This window comes from Planktothrix tepida PCC 9214, from assembly GCF_900009145.1.
Lineage (GTDB): Bacteria > Cyanobacteriota > Cyanobacteriia > Cyanobacteriales > Microcoleaceae > Planktothrix > Planktothrix tepida.
Genome location: NZ_LN889812.1, coordinates 547,925 through 571,964 on the forward strand (window position 1 = coordinate 547,925; position 24,040 = coordinate 571,964).

The window sequence follows — 24,040 nt, forward strand, 5'->3', positions numbered from 1 at the left end:
CGGAGGGTTGATAGAAAACAAACCCCAAAATTTGTTCTTAAACTGTTCTAAGCAATTGTTAATTTTTTTTAAGTTCAGGGTCTTTTCAGGGTCTTTATCATTGACGCCTTAATAGAGAAGGTTTAAGTTATAACAATTTAGTTGGTTAAAAATCTGTTCAATTATTCACTGTCAACAATAACCAGATTGTTGCTAGATTAGCCCAGGATGAGTTTCCAATTCCATTAGCTTGAAACACCCATTAGCCTAAACTTATGCTAAATCAAGTGACCCAAAAAATCAAAAAAGGATTTCAAGAAGTACCCATTGAAATTGGGCGTTTTGTTTCTCATCAATATCCTGATTTTATTACCAACAATCAATTAGAAAGGTTGCAGGATGAAGTTCCTGTTTTTATGTTTCACACGATTTATCCTAACCTATTTAAACAGCAATTAGAATATCTAAAAATCAATCAATATCAAACCCTAGATTTAAAAACATTTATAGCTTTTTTGAAAGGAGAAGTTGAACTGAAGCAACCGTCAGTCTTAATCACAGTTGATGATGGAGAGAAAAGTTGGTATGAAGTTGCCTATCCTTTACTCAAAGAGTATGGATTTCATGCCGTAGGTTTTTTAGTTCCCTTTTATATTAAAGAAAAACCCGAATCGGCTCAAGGGAAAAGTTGGCTTTCATGGCCAGAAGTTATAGAAATGGAAAAAAGTGGTGTTTTTGAATTTGAATCTCACAGCTATTATCATGGAAAAATCTTTACTGAACCTAAAGTTATTGATTTTTTCAATCCCGATTATCCCAATAGCTTAGGAATGCAAACCCCTTGGATTAATTATCAAGGTTCTTATACAAATCAGTTGCCTTTAGGCACTCCCATTTATGAAAATGCGGCTCGTTTAAAAGGAAAGCGACGCTATTTTGATCCCCCCGAAATTCGAGAAACGTGCATCAATTGGGTCAAGGATCAAGGAGGAGTAGAAGTCTTTAAGCGTTCCAATTGGAGACAACAACTGCAAAGGGTGTATCAGGAAGCTCAAGAGCAGAATGAACTCGCAGACTATGAATCTGAACAGGAGCAAAAAGAACAAATCCTACTCGATTTAGGGCCAGCTAAAAACCACCTATCCGAACGTTTAAATAAACCCATTGAACACCTGTGTTATCCTTGGGGACAAGGTAGTGAACTTTCAGTAAAATTAAGTCAAGAAATTGGTTATATCAGTAATTTTTGGGATTCGATCCCTCAACGGTCTACCAACCAGAAAGGCGACTCACCCTTGTATACACCTCGAATCAAAGATGATTATCTCATGCGTTTACCCGGAGCAGGCAGAAAACCGCTTTGGAAAATTTTCAAAGACAAGCTCAACCGTAGAGCAAAAACCATAGATTTGTATTAATTCCTGACAGTTTTACCCTAGATAAAAAAAAGATATGAAACCCGTAACCGTTGGAATTGTTAACTATAATGGCATGGTTTGTGTTCCTGAAACCTTGTCTGCACTCCAACAATTAGACTATCCCGATTTTGAGGTGATTGTTGCAGATAATTGTTCTACTGATGGGAGTCGAGAATGGATACAGGAACATCATCCCGAAGTGAAATGTCTGTGTTTAGAGTCTAACAGAGGATTACCGGGTGCTCGTCAAGCTCTTTTAGAAACCTGTCAAAATGAATATATTCTGTTTTTAGATAATGATATTGTGGTAGAACCTGACGCTCTAACTTATTTGATGCAAGTGATGGAGAAAGTACCCAATGCAGGAGCTTGTCATCCTGATATTTTAGATAGCCAGAATCCTTTATTCCATCATTATAATGGGGGATGGATTCATTATTTATGTGCATACATTGATCGACCCATACCCGATCAAGAACGAGAAGAATATGAAATTTTTGATGTAATTTCTGCGGGAGCTTTATTGGTTAAACGGGAAACGGCGTTAAAAATTGGCGGGTTTGATTCTGATTACTTTTTTAACTGGGAAGATGGCGATTTTTCGGCTCGATTAACCTTAGCTGGTTATTTATGTTTAAATGTTCCTCAAGCTATTGTTCATCATAAAAGCAAACCCAGGGGTACATCTAAAGCATTTTATATGGTGCGGAATCGCTGGTATTTTATCATTAAACTTTATGATTGGAAAACTTTGATTTTAGCTCTCCCGATGCTGATTATTTTTGAGTTTTCTCAAGCTTTACTGTTAATTGTCAAAGGAGCTTTTAAAGATTATATCCGAGGGAATTTAGCTGTTTTTCAAAATCTCCCCATGCTTTTAGAAAAACGAAAAGAATTCCAAAAATTAAAAATAAAATCTGACCGTGAATGGCTCAGAAGTGGAGAACTTTATATTCCTGAAACCTTAGTTAAAGGAAGTTTCTACACTCTTTTAATACAAATTTATAATGGTATTTTCGGAATTTATTGGCAAATCATTAAACCGTTTTGCTAACTAAGATAAACAACGGATCTTGAAATCCAGGTTAAATCAAAAGTCCATATTGAACAAATGTCAAGTAAATATGAGAAAAATTTTGGTAACAGGTGGATGTGGCTTCATCGGCTCGAATCTAATTGATGCACTCATTAAAAATGGACATCAGGTTAAAGTCTTAGATGACCTTTCAACAGGTAAGATGGAGAATTTAAACCCTGATGCTCAACTGACTGTAGGAAGTATCACTGATGCTGATACTGTCAATTCAGTAATGCAAGATGTAGATGCTTGCTTTCATCTAGCAGCGATCGCCTCCACTCAACTGTCAAATCAAGATTGGCTTGGTACTCATCAAGTTAATCTCACAGGAGCCATTAACATTTTTAATAGTTGTCGCCAGACTCAGATTCCTATCGTTTATGCTTCGTCTGCTGCTGTATACGGAACCACAGAACCAACAAAAATTCAAGAGTCTTTTCCCAAAAAACCTTTAACAGCTTATGGAGCAGACAAGCTGGGATGCGAATTGCACGCTGCTGTAGCTGGTCATATTCACGGTATCCCAACTTGTGGCCTTCGATTTTTCAACGTTTATGGCCCTCGACAAGATCCGAGTTCCCCTTATTCTGGGGTCATTTCTATTTTTTGTGATCGGATTACTTCTGGCAGCCCCATCAACATATTTGGAGATGGAGAACAAACCCGAGATTTTATATTTGTTGAGGATGTTGTTCGTTATTTAATTGCTGCTCTAGATCGTACAACGACTGCCGCACCTGTTTTTAATGTCTGTACCGGAAAAGGCATCTCTATCAATGAACTCGCTCGTACTGCTATGCTAGTTGCCAATCAAACCGTACCGATTAAATATCAACCTCTTCGCGAAGGAGATATTCGTCACTCCATTGGCGATCCCACAGCAGCCAATCAGTATTTTAATATTCAAGCAGAAACTAGCATTCAAGAAGGATTGCAAAAACTTTTTAATAGCTTTAATGTTAATTAATTTGTTCAGGTTGATAATAGTGTAGACTGTTCCCTGCTATCAACTCAAAAACCCGGTAACTTTTAAGAAACCGGGCTTTTAGATGATCTCAAAATCGATTAATCTTGAATTTGAGAACTCCTTAAATTTTATTGAGCTTTAGGAGCAGGAGTTTCAGGGGGAAGAATGACAACCTTGATCACATGAATAACACCATTGCTGGCATTAATATCCGGTTGAACAACTTCAGCACCATTAACTTTAACTTTGCCTTCAGCCACTTCTAAATTAACCGGATCTCCTTCAACTGTAGCGACTTCGCCGGGTTGAATTTCAGCCGAAGCGACTTTATTCGGGAGAATATGATACTGGAGAATTTTAGCCAATTTTTCTTTATTTTCTGGCTTCATTAACTCTTCTAAAGTTCCCGCAGGTAAGGCGGCAAAAGCTTCATCGGTAGGGGCAAAAACGGTGTAATTGCCTGCACCAGATAGGGTTTCTGTTAACCCAGCCGCTTCAACGGCTTTAGTGAAGGTACTGAAAGAGGGGTTGCTGCTGGCAATTTGAACAACGGTTTCTGACTCGTTGGAAACTAAAGCTGCATCTGTTCCAGTATTTTCGGAAGCAACGGCAGGAGTTGTGGTAGCTGTGCTGGCTGTAGCATCAGCACCCGGAGAGGGGGAAGCAGTAGTAGCTGTACTGGCTGTGGTATCAGCACCTGGAGAGGGGGAAGCCGTGGTGGCTGTTGTTGTAGAGGTTGTAGACTCAGGAGTCGTGGCTGCTTGTTGAGTCGCAGGTTGTTCAGGGGTAGTATTGGTGGCAGTAGGCTGACCACAGGCTGCCAGGACAGCGACACTGCTGACAGTTGCTAATAAAGTCAGAAATTTTTGGGTTGTTTGAGCCATGCTATTCATAATTTAGGCGTTTTGTTTGTAAACAGGTACACAAACTGCGTATGTAATTCTACGCATAGTAACATATCTTCACAAAATTTCAAGTCCTGTTGCAAAATTCAGTCTCCAAACCGCCTCAACCCCTGAAGGCTTTAAGTTACCGAGGAATGCACCTCGAAAAATTTCCGCTTGCCAGATTTGCTAAAATGGCAGATTCTTGTCTCAAAACACTTGAAGAAATTGGGGGATAATTCTAACCTTCATTTTGTTAGAAAAATTGGCGTTGGGTCAACCAATAGGTGAGCATTTGTCCCCGACCCTTAACGTCAATTAAACCCCGTTCTTCAAAGTTATATTTCCCATTGAGCAGGTTTTTGGTGGTAGCCGTGACTTGGATTTTTCCTCCTTCCCCTTGAGATTCCATGCGGGAGGCAATATTAACGGCATCTCCCCATAAATCATAAATAAATTTTTTCGTGCCAATTACACCCGCAACAACCGGCCCTGTATTAATGCCAATTCTTAAATTAAAAGATTGGTTCGTTTCTCGTTGAAATCGTTGAATTTCTGCCTGCATATCTAAAGCCATTTCTGCCATTGCTTCTGCATGGTCTTCACGAGGCATGGGTAAACCTCCAGCGACCATATAAGAATCTCCAATGGTTTTAATTTTTTCTAAATTGTGTTTGTCGGCTAATTCATCAAAAGCCGAGAAAATTTGATTGAGTAAATCGACTAATTCCGATGGAGAAATACGGGCGGAAAATCCGGTAAAATCGACAATATCAGCAAACATAATCGTAGCTTGTTCAAAGCGTTCAGCAATTGAATGGGGGTTTTGTTTGAGTTGTTCTGCAATGGATTGCGGTAGAATATTGAGTAATAACCGTTCCGATTTTTCCCGTTCTGCTTTTAAGGCTTCTAAAACCCTGCGTCGTTCTGTTGTATTGCGAGCGACCCAAATCACACAGTTATCAGGCATGGGAGAAACAGTTGCAGCAAACCAAACTTCATCCCCTGCCATGAAATCAGAGGAATTAGGTGCATGATGTCCGGGTTCAGATTCGGCCGAATTTAAACTATATTCAATATTTAAAGTTTGCTTTGTTTCTAATACTCTTTGAATTTGGTCATAAAATAAAGCGGCATGACTCGGAGGAAAAACTTCAAATACACTTTTGCCAAGACGTTCCTCCGTAGGACTATATAAAACTTCGGAATTGGTGCTCACAATCTTTTTATATCTTCCTTCTCCATCAAAAACCGTAATTACATCGGTCATCGCCGCAAATAAGGCTCTTAATTCTGCTTCTGATTCTCGTAAAGCGACTTCAATCCGGGTTCTTTCGGCTATTTCTCGAACTAATTGATGGTTGGCTTCGCGTAAAGCAGCCGTCCGTTCTTCAACACGGATTTCTAACTCTTCCATTGCCTTTTGCAGGGCAACTTCAGCTTGTTTTCGCTCATTAATATCTTCAACAGTTCCTTCATAATAAAGTAAAGTACCCGCTTCATCTCGCACCGCAAACGCATTTTCTGAAATCCAAGTCAACTGTCCATCTAAGCGACGAATTTGGGATTCAAATCCTACAATTGACCCCTGTTCTTCTAAGAGTCGAACAAACTCTTGACGACGTTGGGGTTCAACATACAATAGATCTTGAATATTCGTTAAATTTTCCATTAATTCTTCAGGAGATTGATAGCCATAAATTCGAGCTAAAGCCGGATTTGCACTTAAATACACTCCTGTCGGTGTACTTTGGAAAATACCCTCAACGGCGTTCTCAAAAATGCTGCGATAGTTTGCTTCTGCTTGTTTTAAAGCTTCTTCTGCTTGTTTGCGTTCAGTAATATCAATTCCCACAAAGAAAGCCGCTTGATTATTATTATATTTATGAGCAACAATTAAATAGTTTCGAGGTTTGCCTTTAATCACGGACATTACTTCCTGATAAGCATCTCTTTCGGACTGATGAAAAAAGCCTTGAACGAAACTATTAAACTGAAAACTAGCTTTTAAAAATCCAATATCTTGACCGACGAAATCTTCGGGTTTTAAGTCAAAGGTTGATGCTAAATAACGATTAACTCCTAAATAGCGTAAATCTGAACTAATCCAAGAAACTGTCCCTGGAATCACATCTAATACCGCTTCTAATTGATCTTGGGTTAATCGTAAGGCTTCTTCTGCATTCTTACGCGCCGTAATATCAATTCCGACCACAAAAGCCGCTTGATTATTATTATATTTTTGAGCCACCATTAAATAATGTCGTACCTGTTCATTAATAGAAACAGAGAGTTCTTGAAAGGCATCAATAATCGAACTATCAAATAAATGTTGGACAAATTGAGTAAACTCAGAATTGTCTCCTAAAAACCCAATATGTTGACCGATAAAATGTTCTTTAGGCAAGTTGAACATATCCGCCAACCGTTGATTCACTTCGATATAACGCAAATCTGAACTAATCCAAGAAACACTTCCAGGAACTGCTTCTAATACCGTTTGTAATTGATCTTTAGCCGTTCTCAAGGATTCTTCAGCTTGTTTTCGAGCCGTAATATCAATTCCAACGACAAAAGCCGCTTGATTATTATTATATTTTTGAGCAACGATTAAATAATGTCGCCATTTTTTTTGAACTTTTGTTCTCACTTCTCGATAAGCATCAATTTCAGGACTCTTAAATAAATCTTGTACAAAGTCTTGGAATTCAGAACTACCGCCTAAAAACCCAATATGTTGACCTACAAAAGCTTCCCTAGGCAGGTTAAACATCTCCGCTAACCGTTGATTAACTTCGATATAACACAAATCTGAACTAATCCAAGAAACCGTACCGGGAACGGCTTCTAGTACCGTTTGCAATTGATCCTTTGCCGTTCTCAAGGATTCTTCAGCTTGTTTTCGAGCCGTAATATCGATTCCGACCACAAAAGCCGCTTGATTATTATTATATTTTTGAGCCACCATTAAATAATGTCGCCATTGACCCTGAATTAGGGTTCTCACTTCTCGATAAGCATCAATTTCAGGACTATCAAATAAATCTTGTACAAAGCCTTGGAATTCGGAACTGGTTCCTAAAAAGCCAATATGTTGACCGATAAAAGCCTCCCTGGGGAGATTTAGCATATTAGCTAATCGGTCATTCACTTCAATATAACGGAGATCTGAATTAATCCAAGAAACGTTACCCGGAACTGCATCTAAGACCGTTTGCAGTTGATCTCTTGCCATACGAAGTGCACTTTCAGCTTGTTGATGTTGCACAATTTCTTGTACTAAATTATCATTCGATTCTTTTAAAGCTGCTGTGCGTTCTGTCACTTTATTTTCTAATTCTTCATTGGCTTTTTGTAACGCTGCTTCAAATTGTTTTCTGATTTCAATTTCCTGTTGAAGTTGAGCTTTTGTAGCTTCTAATTCTATAGATTTTTGCTCTAACTGTTCGGCGCGTTCAATTCCTTGACTCACTTCAGCTAATAATTCAAAGACAATATCAGAGGCATTAAAATTAGCTTCATTAAACCCTAACCAAGGTAAAGGTTTAATCGGTTGTTCACTGGTGTATAAAACCTCAAATTGCTGATTCGGTAAAACTTGACCAATTCGGCAAACTTTAGCAACATGATGATTTGTTTCTAAACGAACCAACCCACCCGGAGCGAGGAAACGCTGTCCGTAGGAGGCAATACGAATGCGTTCCACATCAAAGGACTCTGCTAATTCAACAGATTGTTTCCATAGATAAAGTTGACTATAAGCCGTTGCCATAGGGTCATTTGTAACCCGATCTTCTCCATAACGGTGTTTAAAGGATTGGACAAATTGATGATTTTCTGGAGTATTGAGACTTTGAAAATAATGAAAACAACTTAAATGACCAATCGCCGCATTGTGAAGTTGTTGAACTTCATCTTCCGATAAAGAAGTTGCTAAAATCGGGATCTCAGAAGCGCGAATCCCACTTTCATAAAATTGGCGATAAAATACTAAATTGCGATCGCCTCTTAAGGTATTAATAATAATATCCGGTTGCGCCTGCCGAATACGGGTAATAATCGGTTCAAAATCCCGTGTCGAAGAAGGAACATAAGCTTCTCCTACAACCTGTCCCCCGTGAGATCTTAGGTGAACTTTCATCAATTTATTTAGAGTATGGGAAAACACCTGATCCCAACCCAATAAATAACACCGAATCTTTTGATTTCGCAGTAACCAAGTAATTGTGGCTTCAACTTGTTGATTCGCACAAAATCCGGTATAGAAAATTTGGGTACAATTTTCCAATCCTTCATAAGGTGCTGGATACCACAATTGAGCATTAAAATTTTCCAGCACCGGTTTAACCCCATGACGGCTGGCTGAAGTCCAACACCCAAATAAGGTGGTTAGATTCTCCTGTTGAATCAGTTTTTTTGCTTTTCGCTCAAACGTGAAACAGTCTGAGGCTCCATCCTCAATCATTGGCTCAATGATGTGTCCTAAAACCCCACCCTGAGCATTAATTTCGGCGATCGCCATTAATTCTGCTTCTAGCAAAAGCCTTTCCCGATAAGCCATTGCTCCACTGAGAGAATGCAGTAACCCGACTCGTACACCTGGCATAATTGATTAACGGCTGGTAGAACTAAACTTTCAATTTCGGGTAAGATAGCCGCACCCTCAAATTTCTTTACCCTGATGCCCCACCTATTGATAGACTGTCCTATCACAACAGTCTAAGCTTCGATGAGCTTAAATCTCTAATGCGATAATTTAATGATCTTAGCAGCAAATTTTGATGACGTTGGTAGTTAACCGTCAACCCTAACCTATCAACGGTTAACCTGCAACCGATTAGGGGTCGATGAGGGCTTTACAACCCTCACCTCCCATTCAAAACCGTGCTTGCGACTTTCACCGCACACAGCTCCTAGTTTAGTTGACTGTTATCATCAGAGCATCCGGTTTCTTTTGGGTTATTAGACCCATCTGTTGCCGTTTTAATATCGTGACAATGGCGATGTAATAATTGCAGGTTTTTATATTCATCTTTTCCACCTTTCGATGTTGGGATAATATGGTCGATTTCTGCAATATCTTCCGGGGTGAAATATTGACCACAGAAGTTACATTTACCTTTTTGCTTTTTGAGCAAAGTTGCTACTCGTTTGGGAACATCGTAAGAGGTTCCTTTTCTTGTACTCCAGTAAGTCCAGTTTCCGTCATAAGGTGATGCTTCAGGTCTCGAGCCTTTGCATTTTGTCCTGATAATGATGCCTGGTAAATTCTCTTTTGCAGCTTAAATACTATCCGTTGAACTTTCGCCCAATTGATAGAATTCCATGCAGCCGTAGTCTTGGTTATACTCGTTTTCACCGTTTTAACTGCTAATTGAAACCTTACCTAACAACTAAACCGGACTCTATCAGCATATATTGAACATTACATTCAATCCTTAGCTTCTGAGTTCCATCTCTCGCCCTCACAACATACGCTTTAGATTTGTAGCTACCTAACAGTATTCGACCTCTGTAGGAGTGGGTGAGGGGTTTTAACGTTCCTTGAAAATGGGATTATTACCTTTAGAATCATCCTCTCTGCCGGGGTACTTTTGGGAGTCTTAGTAAGTGTTCCGAAAGAAAAACCTTACCTTTGTAAATGAAATTAGAAAATCTCTACCTTTCCCCTTGTTCTTTTGAACGCAGCGTAATCAAGTCAATTTCGCTACTTAATCGTTTCGACAGTTCAAGCCAGATGTTCACTTTCGTTATTCATAGGCAATTGGCTAGAGAAATTACTTAGATATTTGACTTATATCCGTTTTCCCGTTATTCCCAGCTTCAGCGTTTTGATAATCAGTCTGACACTGTGGGAATTGCCTTACCCCTTTGGTATGGGATACTCTACCTGTTGAGGTTCGGTAATCCTTACCATTGACTCCGGGGTTGACCTTCCTTTTAAGGTCACATTTCCAACGTTAAGACAGGCTTGATTGGATTTAACCAATTGACTGAACCCATCTCCCTGCTTACGTTTCGGGTTTATACCTAGACTTTGACAGGAACGTCTCGCACTCTAATATCGATTATCGCGTAAATATTGGAGAATTCCTTGGACAATCGCTTGGGCCATACGACTGCGTTGAGCCGGATCACCTAACATATAGGCATCATAATTATTCGTCACAAACCCCGTTTCGATTAATACCGAAGGCATCGAGGTATTTCGCAACACATAAAAACGCGCTTGTTTAACCCCTCGATTGGGCAGTTGTGAAAAACTGCTCATAATACTATTTTGAATATATTGAGCTAGACGAGACCCACTACTGTAGTAATAAGTTTCAATCCCACTGGCGGCTGCATTGGTGGCGGCATTGGCGTGAATACTGACAAACAACGTTGCATTCATGCGATTGGCCATATCCACACGGGGTTCTAACTCAACGGTGCGATCATCCAAACGAGTCATCACCGCTTGCACCCCATTTTGTTGCAAAATCTGAGCCACTTGTTGAGAAATCGAGAAGACGACATCTTTTTCTCGCAGGTCTCCCACACCCACAGCACCCACATCACTTCCCCCGTGTCCGGGATCAATAATCACCACAACTCGACTATTGGGAAGGGGAAGGTTAGACGGTGGAGTTGCTGAACGTGGCGGAAACGGAAACGGAAACGGATTCGGATTCGTTTGCGGAGGATTAGAACGAGGGGGAAACGGTAAGGGATTCGTATTCGTTCTGGGAGGAAGAGGTCTAGGATTAGGAGTTGGAACTGTAGCCACGGGAGTGCGTTCGGCCGGCTGAAGCCCTAACCCTTCTCCGACAAAAGGTAAAGCCAGTTGTTTCGGACTACTTTGGCTAATTTGACCCACTTCAATCCGGGTTGCGGGTTTAATTAATAAGGTAAAGGTTTCCGGGTCTTCTCGACGCACCCTTGTCCAAATAATCGGACTCCCAACCTGTCGTTGGGGTAGAGAGACTCCCTCAGCTAAAGCGGCAGAGAAAAACGTAATACTATAGGACTGAGTTTCAGCATCCCAGCCACTACTATAGTTCAACGGTTGATCCGCTTGGATGAGAAGTTGTTGGTTACGGATTTCAACGGATTTAATCGTCGCAAACCCCGCCGAAAGTTGAACGGCTGGAGGTGTCCCTCCTTGGGGCCAAACCGCTACCCCTCCGGCGGAGGCTCTAGCTTGCCAATTTTGATTCCGCTTCGGAGTACTCATGGTAACTCGAACCACCGGAGGGCTGCTGGACAGTTGGGTAACTTGCGTAATCGTCACCCCATCTCGATTCACCTGTTTTCCAGCACTGGTTGACCGACTCGCCAAGGTTGCACCCAAGATATCTAAGGTCATCCAACTGCGATCTTGACTTTGTTTAAATTCAATATCTGGCATTTTGCCTGTGGTGTGCAGCACAATGCCATTATCGCGAATTTCGACCTGAGCTAAGGTTGTATTTGCTTGATTGGGAATTGAACGATTAACCGTCTGTTGGGGCGTTGGAGGCTGCGGGGGCAAAGGGCGAGGGGTTGTCGCTACAGGATTGGGCTGTGCTACCGGGTTCGGTGCAGATGTACCGATCAGTTGAGGCGAAGGCAGTTGTACGCTCCACTGACTTGAGGAAATGCCGCGAAACTGTACCCCTTGAGGATCGAGGGTGTAACCATTGGCTAATTCCACAACAATCCGAGCGGTTTGATTATCCACCTGACCGACTCGAATTTCCCGAATAGCACCTCCAATCACCTGCTGACGGGTAACACCCCCTAAGCTGGTTCCGGGTAAATCAATGACTAAGCGGGTGGGGTTGGACAAAAGTTGAGCTTTGGGTTGTACCCCGCTATCGGTTGTAAACGTTAGGCGGTTTTGAGCCGTTTCAAATTGCCAAGATTGCAGCCTCGCGGCTTCGGCGGGAGCGGTTAGGATCAAAAAGCTCGTTAAACTGGGTATTAACCAACGCAAAAATAGAGTTTTTCCCATTCGTGACACGCTAAGAACCTGAATTAAAAATTGAACCTGGGTCAAGGTTTTACACTCCCACAGCCACACCAAATTGGGATTGTCTTCGATGTCATCGGTTGTTGCTGGACAGTCCGAAGCTCGAATCCTCACACCGTCTTAACAACAGCGATTTGTCCTACTGGGACAGAATCAGCAAAGCGAGTGAATCATATCATAATTTAGCGATCGCAAGTTTTATTTACATCCAGTTATTGATTAATTCGGTGAGAATTTGTCAATTGAATATTTTGTTGGGGAATACCAATAGAAATCTGATGTTGATCAAAGGCAATTTTTAAACGGCGTCGATATTCCCGTGCTACCGGCCATTGTTGTAGAGGTTGGGTTTTAATAAAAATCCGAATTCCCATTCCGGTATGATTGAGTTCATCGACTCCTAAAACCGTTGGTGGTTCTAAAATATAGAAATTCCAGTCCGGGTCTTGCTTCATGGTTTGAGCCACTTCATTAATCACTTGAATCGCGTGATCAACATCAGTATTATACTCCACACTTAAGGTTAAATCAACTTGTGACCAACCATTAGAAAGATTTTCAACGCTGGTAATAATTCGGTTGGGGACAGTAATTAAATTCCCGTTTGTATTTCGCAGTTGAGTAATTCGTAAATTCATATTCTCGACTTTACCAGTTAGTTGACCAATGGTAATCACATCTCCTACTGCAAATTGATCATCAATCAGAATAAAGACCCCAGCAATAATATCTTTAATTAAATCATTGAACATAATTGATAAAGCTAAACTAATTAACCCCCCTGCGGCTAAAATACTGGCAGAATTGACTTTTAAAACCGTCAGAATCGTAATAATCCAAATGATCAACCAAACCACAATCGCAATACTTTTTAAAGTTTGCGCTAAGGTGTAAGCTCGTAAAGAGCTACGACGAGAAACATCAGGATTAACAATAAAAAAAGACGAATCTTCTAAGGCAGTCATAAACCGATCAATAAACAAAAGAGTTAAGCGATTAGAAAGATAGATAAAAATTGTGATAATTAATAGAATATTAATAGCTTTTAAAATTAATTGATAATAGCGAGTTTGAGGAAACAAGCCTAAAATAATAAAAAAAGCCGTGTAAACGATGATGATTTTTAATATCTGCAAAGCTTGGCGTTGAAATGTGTTCCAATTAATTTGCTTTTTAATTTCAATAAACTCTTGATTTGATTGCTCAGAATTAACATCAGTAATCGGTTTTGATTTATCATGATTTAAAGGATGGGATGGAATATTTTCCGAGAGAATTTTCCATTTTTTCTTTAATTGTTCTTGTCGATATGAAATTAAAGCTGTTGCTATTGAAATTCCCAAGAATAGAGAAAAAGCAATGGCAAATTTTCGATTTAAAAAGTCAGGCTGACGTTCTGATTTGGCTTGGAAAATTCCTTCCTTAATAATCGGAATTAATTCCATAGCATGGCTTTCAGGATCAACACCATCAATTTCGGCATCTAATGACGTAACAGTCATGATTTCATAGGGTCTTTCTCGCTCTTTCCAAGAGGCATAAATTACAGGTAAATTATTTTTTATTTGATAAAAAATCTGTAAACTATTCAGATCAAAATTACTATTAATAATAAATAAAAGCCGATTTTCTATCTTTCTAATCCGCCTATTAATCGCAGGATTTCCATTGTCATCATTACTGACACGAGGGGCACTAATTTGAAACAATTCTTGACCATCTAATCTGACAGTACCTTGTACAAAAGCGGAATCATCTCCAGGGCTGACAAAATTGTTCAAAGAATTTGCATTTTGGACTTGTCCCCAAGCTTTCGGTATCGTGATTAAACTCAAGGTAATCAGCATTAAACTGATCAAAAAAATTCCTGGATATTTAGACTTAAAAAAACGCATTTTAACAAATAGTTAAATTAAACAGTTTAGGAAAATAAATTTAAAATTATACTCCTCTAAACTTTAGAAATAGAGATCGATTGTTCCCCCATCAAAATATCATTATTGAAGGTTATAGATTGGGTGTCTTCCTGACAGATGGCTAAATCAAACCAGAAAGTTGTTCCCACACCTAACTCACTAATTAAATGCACTTGACTGCGATGTTTTTCAATAATATTTTTAACAATAGACAACCCTAATCCGGTTCCTTCTAAAGTATGAACTCGATTTTCCACTCGGAAAAACCGAGTAAAAACAGCATCTTGATCTTCCGGTGCAATTCCCGTCCCTGTATCAGAAACTTCTGTGCGAATATAACGAGTTTTCTGCTTATTTTCAACTAAATGCAAATCAACAGGACGAGGGGGAGGAGGTGAAATAATCCAGCCCCCTTTTTCTATTTCTTCAAGTTCTTGATCAATCTTGAGATCATCTTCTTCTAACAGATAAACCCGAATAATCACTCGTCCCCCCGAAGAGGTAAATTTCAAAGAATTCCCGACTAAATTGGTTAAAACTTGCAACAATAAATCATAATGTCCTAAAACTGAGGGTAAATCCGGTTCAATTTCTCGACTCAGTTCAATGCCTTTATCCTTAGCATTCAGTTGATAGGTTCTCAAGGTTTGTTCGACGACTTGTGCCATATCAACAGGTTCAAAATGATAAATCCGACAAGATTCTAATCGAGATAAATCTAACACATCATTGACTAAACGAGTTAAACGATCCGTTTCATGATTCGCCGTTGCTAAAAATTCTTGTCGTTCTTCCTCCGTTAAATCTTCCCCATAATCATGCAACGTTTCAATAAAAGATTTTATATTAAATAACGGTGTTCTTAATTCGTGGGAAACATTACTAATAAACTGACTTTTCGCATCATTCAACTCCACTTCACGGGTAATATCCTGAATGGTCATGGCAATTCCTTTTAAACTTTCCCGATAATTCCCTTCTTCAGGATGGGTTGCCATAACATCATAATTGTCTATTTCCAGTCTGTGGTCTTCGGTGTCCTTTTCATATAACGTACATTCTTGAACATAGGGACGTTCTGATAATTCACAAGTATTATTCGTATCATTAATACAACTATGACACAGAGGTTCAGTCCCCGGAGATTTATGTAATAAAACCGTTGTTAATAAAATTCTTAATGTGCGATTAGTTGGTTCTCCCAAGGAACAGCGAAACTCTCCCCCCTCAAGGGTTCCACAGGCAATATTTTGTAAAGGTTGAGATAATTCTTCCGCCACTAAAGTGGGTAAAAAATTAAGCACATTATTGCCAATAACCGTTGTTCCTTCCCACCCAAAGAGACGGCGTGCTGTGGGATTCACTAACATTAAATTCAGTTCTGCATCAATTAAAACCGCCCCATCAGCAATGGTTGAAACTAAGGTTTCTAATTTCGCTTTTTCGGCTGTTAGTTCTTCAAAATTTTGTTCTTCAAAACTTTCTAGGCGTTCTGCCATTTCATTGAAACTCGATATTAATTCTCCTAATTCTCCCCCAAAGGGCAAATCTACCCGTTGATTAAAATTTCCCGCCGTAATATTTTTAACCCCTTGCACCAATTCCTTAATCGGTTGAGTAATCGTTAACGCATTAAAAACCGCCCCTAAAATCACCATCACCCAAATAGAAACAAACACCGCTAAGGTAACATCACGGGTTAAATTCGAGGACACCACAACGGTCGGATTTGGATTAATTCCGATGGCTAAAATGCCTAAATAACTGCCATTGTGCATCAAAGGAACAAAAACATCCGTCACTTCTCCGGCGGGAGTTAAATGTTGTCTAACCATCGGTAAATCAGCTAAATTTCCTGACTCCACACTGGCTAAAAAATTATCTGGTAATTGCATCCGTCGCCGCAGTGTTAAGGAATTTTGTACCGCCGAATCAGAAAAGGGTAAACCTAGATAAATTTCCCCCTCTTGATCCGCATATAACATATAGCGGACACTAGAGGTACTGGTGTAAAATTGACGAGAAAATCGTGCGACTTCATCCCGTTTTTCTTCAGCAATTAGAGGGGCAACATTGGCGGCTAAAAGTAACCCTAAATCTCGACCGTAACGGGTATCATTCAGACGAGCATCTTCCTGAATGGTATTAACTGCCCAAAACGTTAAACTACTCATCAACAAAGAAACCACCAGGGTTGCCCCCGCCATTAACCGAGTTTGCAGGGTAAACTCTGACCACCATTTGCCAATAATGTCACCTATTTGTTTGAGGACTCTCAGCATTTTAGGACGATTTGGGGATTGAGGGTTCGGGGGTAACTCTGGGTTCATCGGCAATACAGTTAGGGTTCCTGATTTGTCGATATACCATATTCATCTGTGGAGATGCAGAGTTTTATCCCCAGTCAGCATTAAGTTTTGTTAACAACACTATACATCCTAACAGCAGTAATCAGTTATCAGTCATCAGTGATCAGTTATCAGTGTGTCAGGGCGGCTTGCTGTCAGGTGTGGATTATTAGCTAGAATCTTGATAAATCCCCCTAATGTCTGGCTATCTCCTGAAAGCCAGCTTAATCCAGTCACTACAAACTCTAGCTTTATGAGTGAATCAACTATCTACTTCTTAACTGATAACTGATAACTGATAACTGATAACTGTTAACGGTCAACCCTAAACCCAATATCCCGACGACAGTAGAATCCTTCAAAGTTAATATAGTCAACGGCTTTGTAGGTTTGGGTGATGGCTTCTTTGAAGGTAGACCCAATGGCTGTAACCCCTAAAACTCGTCCACCATCGGTGAGAATTTGGCCGTCTTGTAGTTTGGTTCCGGCATGGAAGACGATGGCCCCCGATGCTTCTGCTTCTTCTATTCCAGTAATAACCTGGCCTTTTTGATAGGAACCTGGATAACCCCCGGAGGCTAACACCACACAAACAGAAACCCCAGGTTTCCAGGTGAGAGGAACTTGTTCTAGGCGTTGTTCACAACAGGCGAGTAACACTTCATCTAAGGGGGTGTCTAATAAAGCGAGAACCGCTTGGGTTTCCGGGTCGCCAAACCGACAGTTAAATTCTAAAACCTGAATTTCGCCTTCTGGGGAAATCATCAACCCCGCATACACCACTCCTCGATAATCTATTCCCCGTTGACGCAGGGTGGCTAAAGTAGGTTCTAAAACCTCTTGTTGGACACGGGGCATCAGTTCAGCCGGAACAATGGGAGTTGGGGCGTAAGCACCCATTCCCCCCGTATTGGGGCCAGTATCCCCTTCTCCGGCTTGTTTATGGTCTTGGGCGGGAACCAAGGGGCGAATGGTTAGGCCGTCGGTGAGGGCAAGTACGGAGGCTTCCTGTCCGGTTAAAAAGTCTTCCACGACAACTCGCAGGTTATCCTGGCCAAATTCCCCAGCAAAAATACTATCAATAGCTTCATGGGCTATTTCAACGGTTGTGGCAACCGTGACCCCTTTTCCCGCAGCTAACCCATCCGCTTTAACGACAATAGGGGCAGTTTGCACATAAGCTTTAGCACTGGCTGCATCGGTAAAGACAGCCGCCTTCGCAGTGGGAATTCCCGCTTCTTCCATAAAGGCTTTTGACCAAGCTTTACTGGCTTCGAGTTGCGCTCCGGCTTGGTTAGGGCCGAATACTTTAATATTGTGTTGTTGTAAATAGTCCGTAATTCCTAGGGCGAGGGGTAATTCTGGCCCGACGACAACCAAGGATATTCCCTGAGTTTCCACTAAGGTTTTGATACCTTCAAAGTCTTCTACGGATATCGGATAATTTTGGCAGCCTTTGAGGGTGGCAGTTCCCCCATTTCCAGGGGTACAAAACACTTGTTCAACGTTGGGTGACTGGAGTAATGTCCAAGCAATGGCGTGTTCCCGTCCCCCATTTCCAACGACTAGAATTTTCACGGTTTTTTGTTCTCGAATTGATTAGCAGTTTTTGATTGTACAATTGTGGCGGTTGTTTTTACATCCGGTTGAGGATTGCTATATTTTAACTCAAAAAAATAACCTGGAAAAATATCTATATAACTGTGTAAGGGCGAGGCGCGCCTCGCCCCTACGATGAATTGAATTTCAAGCCATTTCTACAATAGATTGAAATTTGCTATGTATAATTTAGTATAATTTTAAAACACATTTGCTTTTGAGGTTAAGCGCAATGACTGATAATTTTTATCCTTTAACTTGTGATGACGATCTTTTATTAATTGATAAAGATACTTTTACCGTTGCTCGGTTTAAAGAATTTGTGATGGATTCTTTGAATGATAAAATTTATCATGACCGAAATTTCCCATCAGATAAAAGGTTAGAAATTTTATTTAATACTCTTAATAATTATAATTATATAATTGATAATAAAGTCAAACTACCCTTAACGCAAAGCTCTTGGAGTAATGTTAGTGCGTCTGTTGAATGTAAATTATTAAGTTTAAGCTCTGGTAAAAGTTGGATTAGTGGGAAATTAATAATAAAAAGCACAGTTAATCTTTTTCCTGAAGACTATAAAAATTTTACTTATGATTCAGATTCTTCACCTTATCCAAAATCTGAAATTGAGATAGAATTACAATTCTGTCCCGATGAATCCGAATCATTAGAAACGTCACTCGAACAAATAGAAACCCCTGATTCTTCCTTAGATGAATTGAGAGAAAAACTAAAACTTTATCAATAATAGAGTTTAGGGATATTTTAGGAAACCCTTAAAAACCGTTTTTTGAGGTTAACTACACCTTACAAGCAGGCTCTTTTTTATAATCAGAATTAGCATCACTGTAAAACCTGCAAATTCCTCCATTTTTAAGAACAAAAATGTTAGTAAAAATTTTCCATTTCTCTTGATTTAGTTTGAGGATAATATGATCAATATCAATATCATTAAAAATCTATTTTTTGTGTTAATTTTTATAATATTTTTGGAGGTAATCTTGTCGGTTTTTAAAGATTCCAGTAAAGTGTAGAAGAAATGTTGTTAACTGGAGATCAGGGTTAATGTTAGTTCCCAATCGAGAGCAATACCGTCCTTCGGAAGAAGAAATTGACGAAATGTGGCAGGAATTAGAAGTTGTATCTGTGCCGTTAAAAGATCCGGCTATTGACGAACTCTTAAAGCAGTTACGAAAAACTCATCTGAATGGGGGTGCAGAATTTGCTCGGTTTCAACTTTCTCCTCACCCCGTCTTAGAGTGGTTTGGTTCACGGGATTTACTCAATGAAATCAATTTTTTTGAACAATTTGTTACCTTACCTCCGGTGATGGATGGTTTATCCGCTTTAGAAATTGAAATCCCCTTAGCAACCTCCTTAGATTTAACAGACGATACGAGTTCCTTTACCTTGGATGGAGAATTAGCAGAGATTTTAGTGTTTGGAGGTGCTTATGAAGAATTTGAAGGAACTGCGAAACAAGCCAAAGATTTAGGGATGAAATTTTGCGAGGCACTATTTCAAAGTCGGTATGACGAAGTTCAGATGTATATTTCTCAAGAACCTTGGACAGAGTGGTTTGCTGATGTCGCTTGGGATGTAACTTGGTTCGGACTAGATAAGCGAAACTATCAAATTTGGCTATTATGTATTACAGATACGGATTAGTCAGATCTGATGAATGAGCCATTCTAATCCTCGGTTCAGGAAAAATTCCCCTTTAACCTATTCCCCTAAAAAAACTGGTTACAACGCTCAAAAAACACGCTACAATACAAGCAACACCAAACAATCCGAATTTACGCTACTATCCCAAGATAGATTTATCACTTGACGCGATAACATCATTAGCTGAACAATCCTCTGCATACCATTAGCAGTATAATTGTTGAGCTATACCTGAAGATCTCACTGTTTCCCCCTTGTCCTTCAAGTTTGAGTGGTCATGGTAGATCTCGCTAAAATCCGCGTAGATTTAATCTATCTATATAGAGATTACAGTCGATCCTTTTCCCTAATATGATAGGCTTCAGAGTCAGATTCAAACCATTTTGCGATTGGCTATGAGAACCCAACTGTCAATATTTCTGGGTCAAGGGAACTTCCCATCCATTCCCCCTATTTCCCAAATTCAGGGTGTAAGGAAGTTCTGAGGATTGGGTTTTGCTGGAAAGAGAGCGATTGGTGGATATTGGGGTGAAACCCGAACCTCCTCTAACTCTTGAATTCGTGAAATCAACCCCTAGATTCGCTAAAAAAAGATTACTTTTTTTCAAAGCTTATGCTATATTTAGGATTGAGGAAGTTGCTTTCACCAGCATCGACCATCTACGCAAAGGAAAACGTTCAGGTTGAAAAGCGTTAACAACTTTAGAATTAGAACAACTTAAGAGGTATTATGAGCCAAAAGGTTATACACCCGATGGATAAGTTTCAACGTCAGGTGCATTCCCTGGTCAAGTCTGACATTATCAAACCTTCCGAGAGTCTGTGGAAAATTGCCCTTCTCTATGGTGATGAATGGAAATTTTGGAAGCAGGAATTGTTAGAGTTTGGTTTCTCCATGCAAGATCCCATCAGCGAGTTATTAGCCGTTGAAGCTTGGGATGAAGACGAAGAGTAGAAACCGATTTCTCTCCCTTTCCCGGATTTTAGATTTCAGTCGGTTTGCCCTAAATCTTGAATTCACCCTTTATTAAAGCTGCTGTTTCAAGTTTTGTATTTCTCTCCATCAGCTTTGAGTCCATTGCCCTTTCCCCTTCCTTTGCGTTTTTCTTCCTCACAATTTGAAATTTGATCAATTTAGGCAATGGGCTAAAGCTTGAGATAGATCTTGAGCCGTTGGATAACGCTCTTTGGGTCGGTATTCGGTGGCTTGTTCAATAACTTTTCGCAGTTGAGGTGTAATGGTGGGAACGTTATCGAGGTCAAAACCATAACTATTCCCCCGTTTGCCATAAAATTTTAAGGGTGTTTCGGCGGTCAGTAAAAAAATTAACGTTGTACCGATCGCATACAAATCCGACTGAGTAAGAGGCTGTCCTCGATCTTGTTCGGGAGCACTGTATCCTTCAGCACCAATGCGGGTTCCTGGAGGGGTTCCAATTTCCTTCACGGCTCCAAAGTCCAAAACAACAATGTGGTGATCTCGTCGCCGCAACAGTAAATTGGCAGGTTTGATATCTCGATGGATCAGAGGCGGATCGAGTGAGTGAATATAGTTCAAGATCTCACAGGTCTGCATCATCCACTGTATGGCTTGTTGGGGAATCACTGGCCCCCGTTGATGGATATACTGTTCGAGATCCGTTCCATGGATCATTTCCATCACTAAATATTTTTTACCCTCATCCACAAAAAAGTCATAAAACTGGGGAATACCTGGATGCTTTAAACTCTTTAAGGTACGGGCTTCCCGTTCAAATAATTCTTGTGCTTTAGCAATTTGTGCCATATCCGTATTCATTTCTTTCAGAACAACGACAACAGGTACAGCAGATTTGGCTGTAGTGGAGTCCCACGCCAATGTTGTTGTTCCCATTCCCCCTCGTCCGATGGTTCTCAACACTTGATACTGTCGGACAGTCCGTTCTACCTGAATGGGAAATCCGCAATGAATACAAAATAAATTCCCCTTAGCATTTCCCTCGTGGTTACAGGGGGGTGCATTGACGGGAATTGCAATCACACTCCCTTGGAGTTTAACTTGTAATAAAGGCCCATCTTTGGCTAATTCAATTAAAGCTCCATCTCCCACTAACCCTTGAGTGGTCAGAACTCCATTAACAAAAGTTCCATTGGTTCCTTTACTCACCAGCACCCAAGGAGAACTCTGGCTTTCATCTTGGGGAGGGTGTAATTCCAAATGATAACGGGACACTAAAGGATCAACAATGACAACCTGATTATCCGCCGCCCGTCCAATGCGGATAATACTTTGTTGTACAAATGTCCATTGTTTCAGGGGTGTTTTTTGGTGCGGATCTAACCAGGTGAGAATTAACATAAATCAGTTATCAGTTATCAGTTATCAGTTATCAGTTATCAGTTATCAGTTATCAGTTATCAGTTATCAGTTGTCAGTTATNTTAGAGCGTCCCACCACTGGGAATCTCACCCGTCAATTAAGGTCATCGTGGTTTTAATTATTCTAATCCCAGTTCAAATTAATGTAAAGTCCCAGTTCAAATTAATGTAAAGCCTAACTAGAAGTTAGGGGTTTCTACCCAAAATTTTCGATGAAAACTGGACTAGCAAGATGATGATCCAGAGAATTGCAGATTCAAGCCTGGAGTGTTACTGGAATCCAGTGTACAATATCGAGCGCGAAAGTACAGCGATTAAATCGCTTCTTGGTGTGAGGAGTAAAAGGAATGAATTGGCAAAAAGATCCCTTGTCCGTTTTACAAGATACAAGTCGAACATTTTATATCCCCATTAGTCGTTTACCTCCCCTACTCCAAGAAGCGGTTGCTTCTGCGTATTTGTGTATGCGGGCGATTGATGAAGTTGAAGATCACCCTGATTTAGATAATGCGACAAAAGCCCGATTGCTGCATAGAATGAGCCAAAATTTTCAAGCATCGGTCTGTCGAGAAACCATTGCTGATGATTGGTTTGCAGAATTTTCCCACACGGGAATGTTAGAAGAAGTCACCCTCCGGGTGGGAGAATGGGCGAAGTTAGCCCCAGAACGAATTGCCCCTCGGATTTGGGATGCAACGGCGGCGATGGCTGACCGCATGGCATTTTGGGCTGAACGTAATTGGCGGATTGAAACCGAAGCGGAGTTAGATCAATATACCTTTAGTGTGGCGGGTTCTGTGGGGCTATTGTTGTCGGATTTATGGGCTTGGTACGATGGTACACAGACCAACCGGGTTCACGCCATTGGCTTTGGTCGAGGGTTACAGGCGGTGAATATTCTCCGCAATTACAAAGACGATAACCACCGAGGGGTGGATTTCTTCCCTGATGGTTGGACACCGGAACAAATGCACAACTACGCTAAACGGAATTTAGCCTTAGCGGATGCCTATACCGAAGCTTTACCCTCTGGCCCAGCGTTGGATTTTTGTCGCATTCCTTTAGCCTTAGCTCATGCGACGTTAGATGTCTTAGCTGATGGTCAAGACAAACTGACTCGCAGTGCTGTTGTGCAGTTAATTGAACAGGTTTGTGGAGGGAAGTAGGAGATAGGGGGGAAGGGGAGAGGGGGAGAGGGGTCAGTGTGTCAGGGCGGCTTGNATCCCGCTTCAATTAACCAATGACGAGCGATCACAACATTTCCTGTCGCAAAATAAGCCGCAGAAAAATCTGTAATTTTATAAGGTTCAGACGTGGGATTCTCAAAATTACAAGTATTAATCACTCGACCATAGGTAAAAATTTTATCTGAAGTTTTGTATCCTTCTGCTAATGTCTCTGCATGGGATTGTAAAAACGTTTCTGTCACCACTAAATCACTATCAATAAAAATAATAGTCTCCCCTTTTGCCTGTTCTACCCCTAAATTTCTGGCAGCCGCTGGCCCTTGATGGGATTGACAAAATACCCGGACATGGGGCAATTTTAACCGATTTTCCTCTAACCAGATTAATGTGCCATCCGTTGAACCATCATCGACAACAACCACTTCATAATCGGTAATCGGATAATGATATTGTTGTTGTTCTAAGGCTTGTAAACACTTTTGTAAAATCGGTAAACGATTATAGGTGGGAATGACAACACTTAAAAACACAGTTTTTATAACCTAAAACCTCAATCAATCTTATTATTAACTACTCACAGTCAGAAAATCTAGCCGCCTCGTGTTTCTGCGACCCTAAACTAAATATTCTCAATCCCTGACA

General features: G+C 40.4%; 15 protein-coding genes and 2 pseudogenes. 7 read left to right on the forward strand and 10 right to left on the reverse strand.

The window, feature by feature from the left end; all coding sequences use genetic code 11:
* Window positions 1-254 precede the first annotated feature (254 nt).
* The 3 genes from PL9214_RS22300 to PL9214_RS22310 all read left to right on the forward strand — a co-directional run bounded on the left by PL9214_RS22300 (window position 255) and on the right by PL9214_RS22310 (window position 3,442).
* On the forward strand, window positions 255-1,397 hold the full coding sequence (locus tag PL9214_RS22300) for a polysaccharide deacetylase family protein (protein ID WP_072721027.1): 1,143 nt from the start codon (window positions 255-257) through the stop codon (window positions 1,395-1,397).
* A 34-nt stretch (window positions 1,398-1,431) separates the two neighbouring features.
* Window positions 1,432-2,451, forward strand: coding sequence for a glycosyltransferase family 2 protein (locus PL9214_RS22305; RefSeq protein ID WP_072721029.1), 1,020 nt, complete (start codon window positions 1,432-1,434; stop codon window positions 2,449-2,451).
* 70 nt (window positions 2,452-2,521) lie between these two features.
* Window positions 2,522-3,442, forward strand: a complete 921-nt coding sequence (locus PL9214_RS22310) for an NAD-dependent epimerase/dehydratase family protein (protein ID WP_072721030.1) — start codon at window positions 2,522-2,524, stop codon at window positions 3,440-3,442.
* 128 nt (window positions 3,443-3,570) lie between these two features.
* Here PL9214_RS22310 and PL9214_RS22315 read toward each other — a convergent pair whose 3' ends face one another.
* From PL9214_RS22315 to purD, 8 genes and pseudogenes are all read right to left on the reverse strand, one after another.
* Complete coding sequence (locus tag PL9214_RS22315) at window positions 3,571-4,326, reverse strand: fasciclin domain-containing protein (protein ID WP_072721031.1); 756 nt, start codon at window positions 4,324-4,326, stop codon at window positions 3,571-3,573.
* 256 nt (window positions 4,327-4,582) lie between these two features.
* Window positions 4,583-8,932, reverse strand: a complete 4,350-nt coding sequence (locus PL9214_RS22320; RefSeq protein WP_083580128.1) for a transporter substrate-binding protein — start codon at window positions 8,930-8,932, stop codon at window positions 4,583-4,585.
* Between the two features lie 307 nt (window positions 8,933-9,239).
* A pseudogene (locus PL9214_RS22330) lies at window positions 9,240-9,554 on the reverse strand (HNH endonuclease); the annotation flags it as partial.
* Entirely contained in the window at window positions 9,470-9,685 is a 216-nt protein-coding gene (locus PL9214_RS33110) for a reverse transcriptase N-terminal domain-containing protein (protein WP_254175460.1), read from the reverse strand. The gene PL9214_RS33110 and the pseudogene PL9214_RS22330, both read right to left, overlap by 85 nt.
* A gap of 699 nt (window positions 9,686-10,384) precedes the next feature.
* Window positions 10,385-12,301 (reverse strand): N-acetylmuramoyl-L-alanine amidase, encoded by a 1,917-nt coding sequence (locus PL9214_RS22340; RefSeq protein ID WP_186440439.1) that lies wholly within the window; start codon window positions 12,299-12,301, stop codon window positions 10,385-10,387.
* A gap of 230 nt (window positions 12,302-12,531) precedes the next feature.
* Complete coding sequence (locus PL9214_RS22345; protein ID WP_072721035.1) at window positions 12,532-14,214, reverse strand: mechanosensitive ion channel family protein; 1,683 nt, start codon at window positions 14,212-14,214, stop codon at window positions 12,532-12,534.
* A 56-nt stretch (window positions 14,215-14,270) separates the two neighbouring features.
* Entirely contained in the window at window positions 14,271-16,517 is a 2,247-nt protein-coding gene (locus PL9214_RS22350) for an ATP-binding protein (protein WP_072721212.1), read from the reverse strand.
* Between the two features lie 378 nt (window positions 16,518-16,895).
* Window positions 16,896-18,161, reverse strand: a complete 1,266-nt coding sequence (purD, locus tag PL9214_RS22355; RefSeq protein ID WP_072721037.1) for a phosphoribosylamine--glycine ligase — start codon at window positions 18,159-18,161, stop codon at window positions 16,896-16,898.
* 253 nt (window positions 18,162-18,414) lie between these two features.
* On the opposite strand from purD, the gene PL9214_RS22360 reads away from it, so the two are divergent.
* From PL9214_RS22360 to PL9214_RS22375, 3 genes are all read left to right on the forward strand, one after another.
* Window positions 18,415-18,933 carry a KGK domain-containing protein gene (locus PL9214_RS22360; RefSeq protein WP_072721039.1) on the forward strand — a complete coding sequence of 173 codons (519 nt, stop codon included), beginning with the start codon at window positions 18,415-18,417 and terminating at the stop codon, window positions 18,931-18,933.
* Window positions 18,934-19,250: 317 nt separating this feature from the next.
* Window positions 19,251-19,853, forward strand: a complete 603-nt coding sequence (locus PL9214_RS22365) for a hypothetical protein (RefSeq protein ID WP_072721041.1) — start codon at window positions 19,251-19,253, stop codon at window positions 19,851-19,853.
* A 730-nt stretch (window positions 19,854-20,583) separates the two neighbouring features.
* Window positions 20,584-20,808, forward strand: coding sequence for a DUF4327 family protein (locus tag PL9214_RS22375; RefSeq protein ID WP_072721045.1), 225 nt, complete (start codon window positions 20,584-20,586; stop codon window positions 20,806-20,808).
* Window positions 20,809-20,982: 174 nt separating this feature from the next.
* On the opposite strand, the gene PL9214_RS22380 is transcribed toward PL9214_RS22375, so the two are convergent.
* The gene (locus tag PL9214_RS22380; RefSeq protein ID WP_072721047.1) at window positions 20,983-22,191 is read right to left on the reverse strand and encodes a protein kinase domain-containing protein; all 1,209 of its coding nucleotides are present in this window, start codon (window positions 22,189-22,191) and stop codon (window positions 20,983-20,985) included.
* A 367-nt stretch (window positions 22,192-22,558) separates the two neighbouring features.
* Between PL9214_RS22380 and PL9214_RS22390 the strand changes: the two genes are divergently transcribed.
* The gene (locus PL9214_RS22390) at window positions 22,559-23,377 is read left to right on the forward strand and encodes a squalene/phytoene synthase family protein (protein WP_072721051.1); all 819 of its coding nucleotides are present in this window, start codon (window positions 22,559-22,561) and stop codon (window positions 23,375-23,377) included.
* A 56-nt stretch (window positions 23,378-23,433) separates the two neighbouring features.
* Here the strand turns inward: PL9214_RS22390 and PL9214_RS22395 are convergent.
* Window positions 23,434-23,928 (reverse strand): annotated as a pseudogene (locus tag PL9214_RS22395) (glycosyltransferase family 2 protein); the annotation flags it as partial.
* Window positions 23,929-24,040 lie beyond the last annotated feature (112 nt).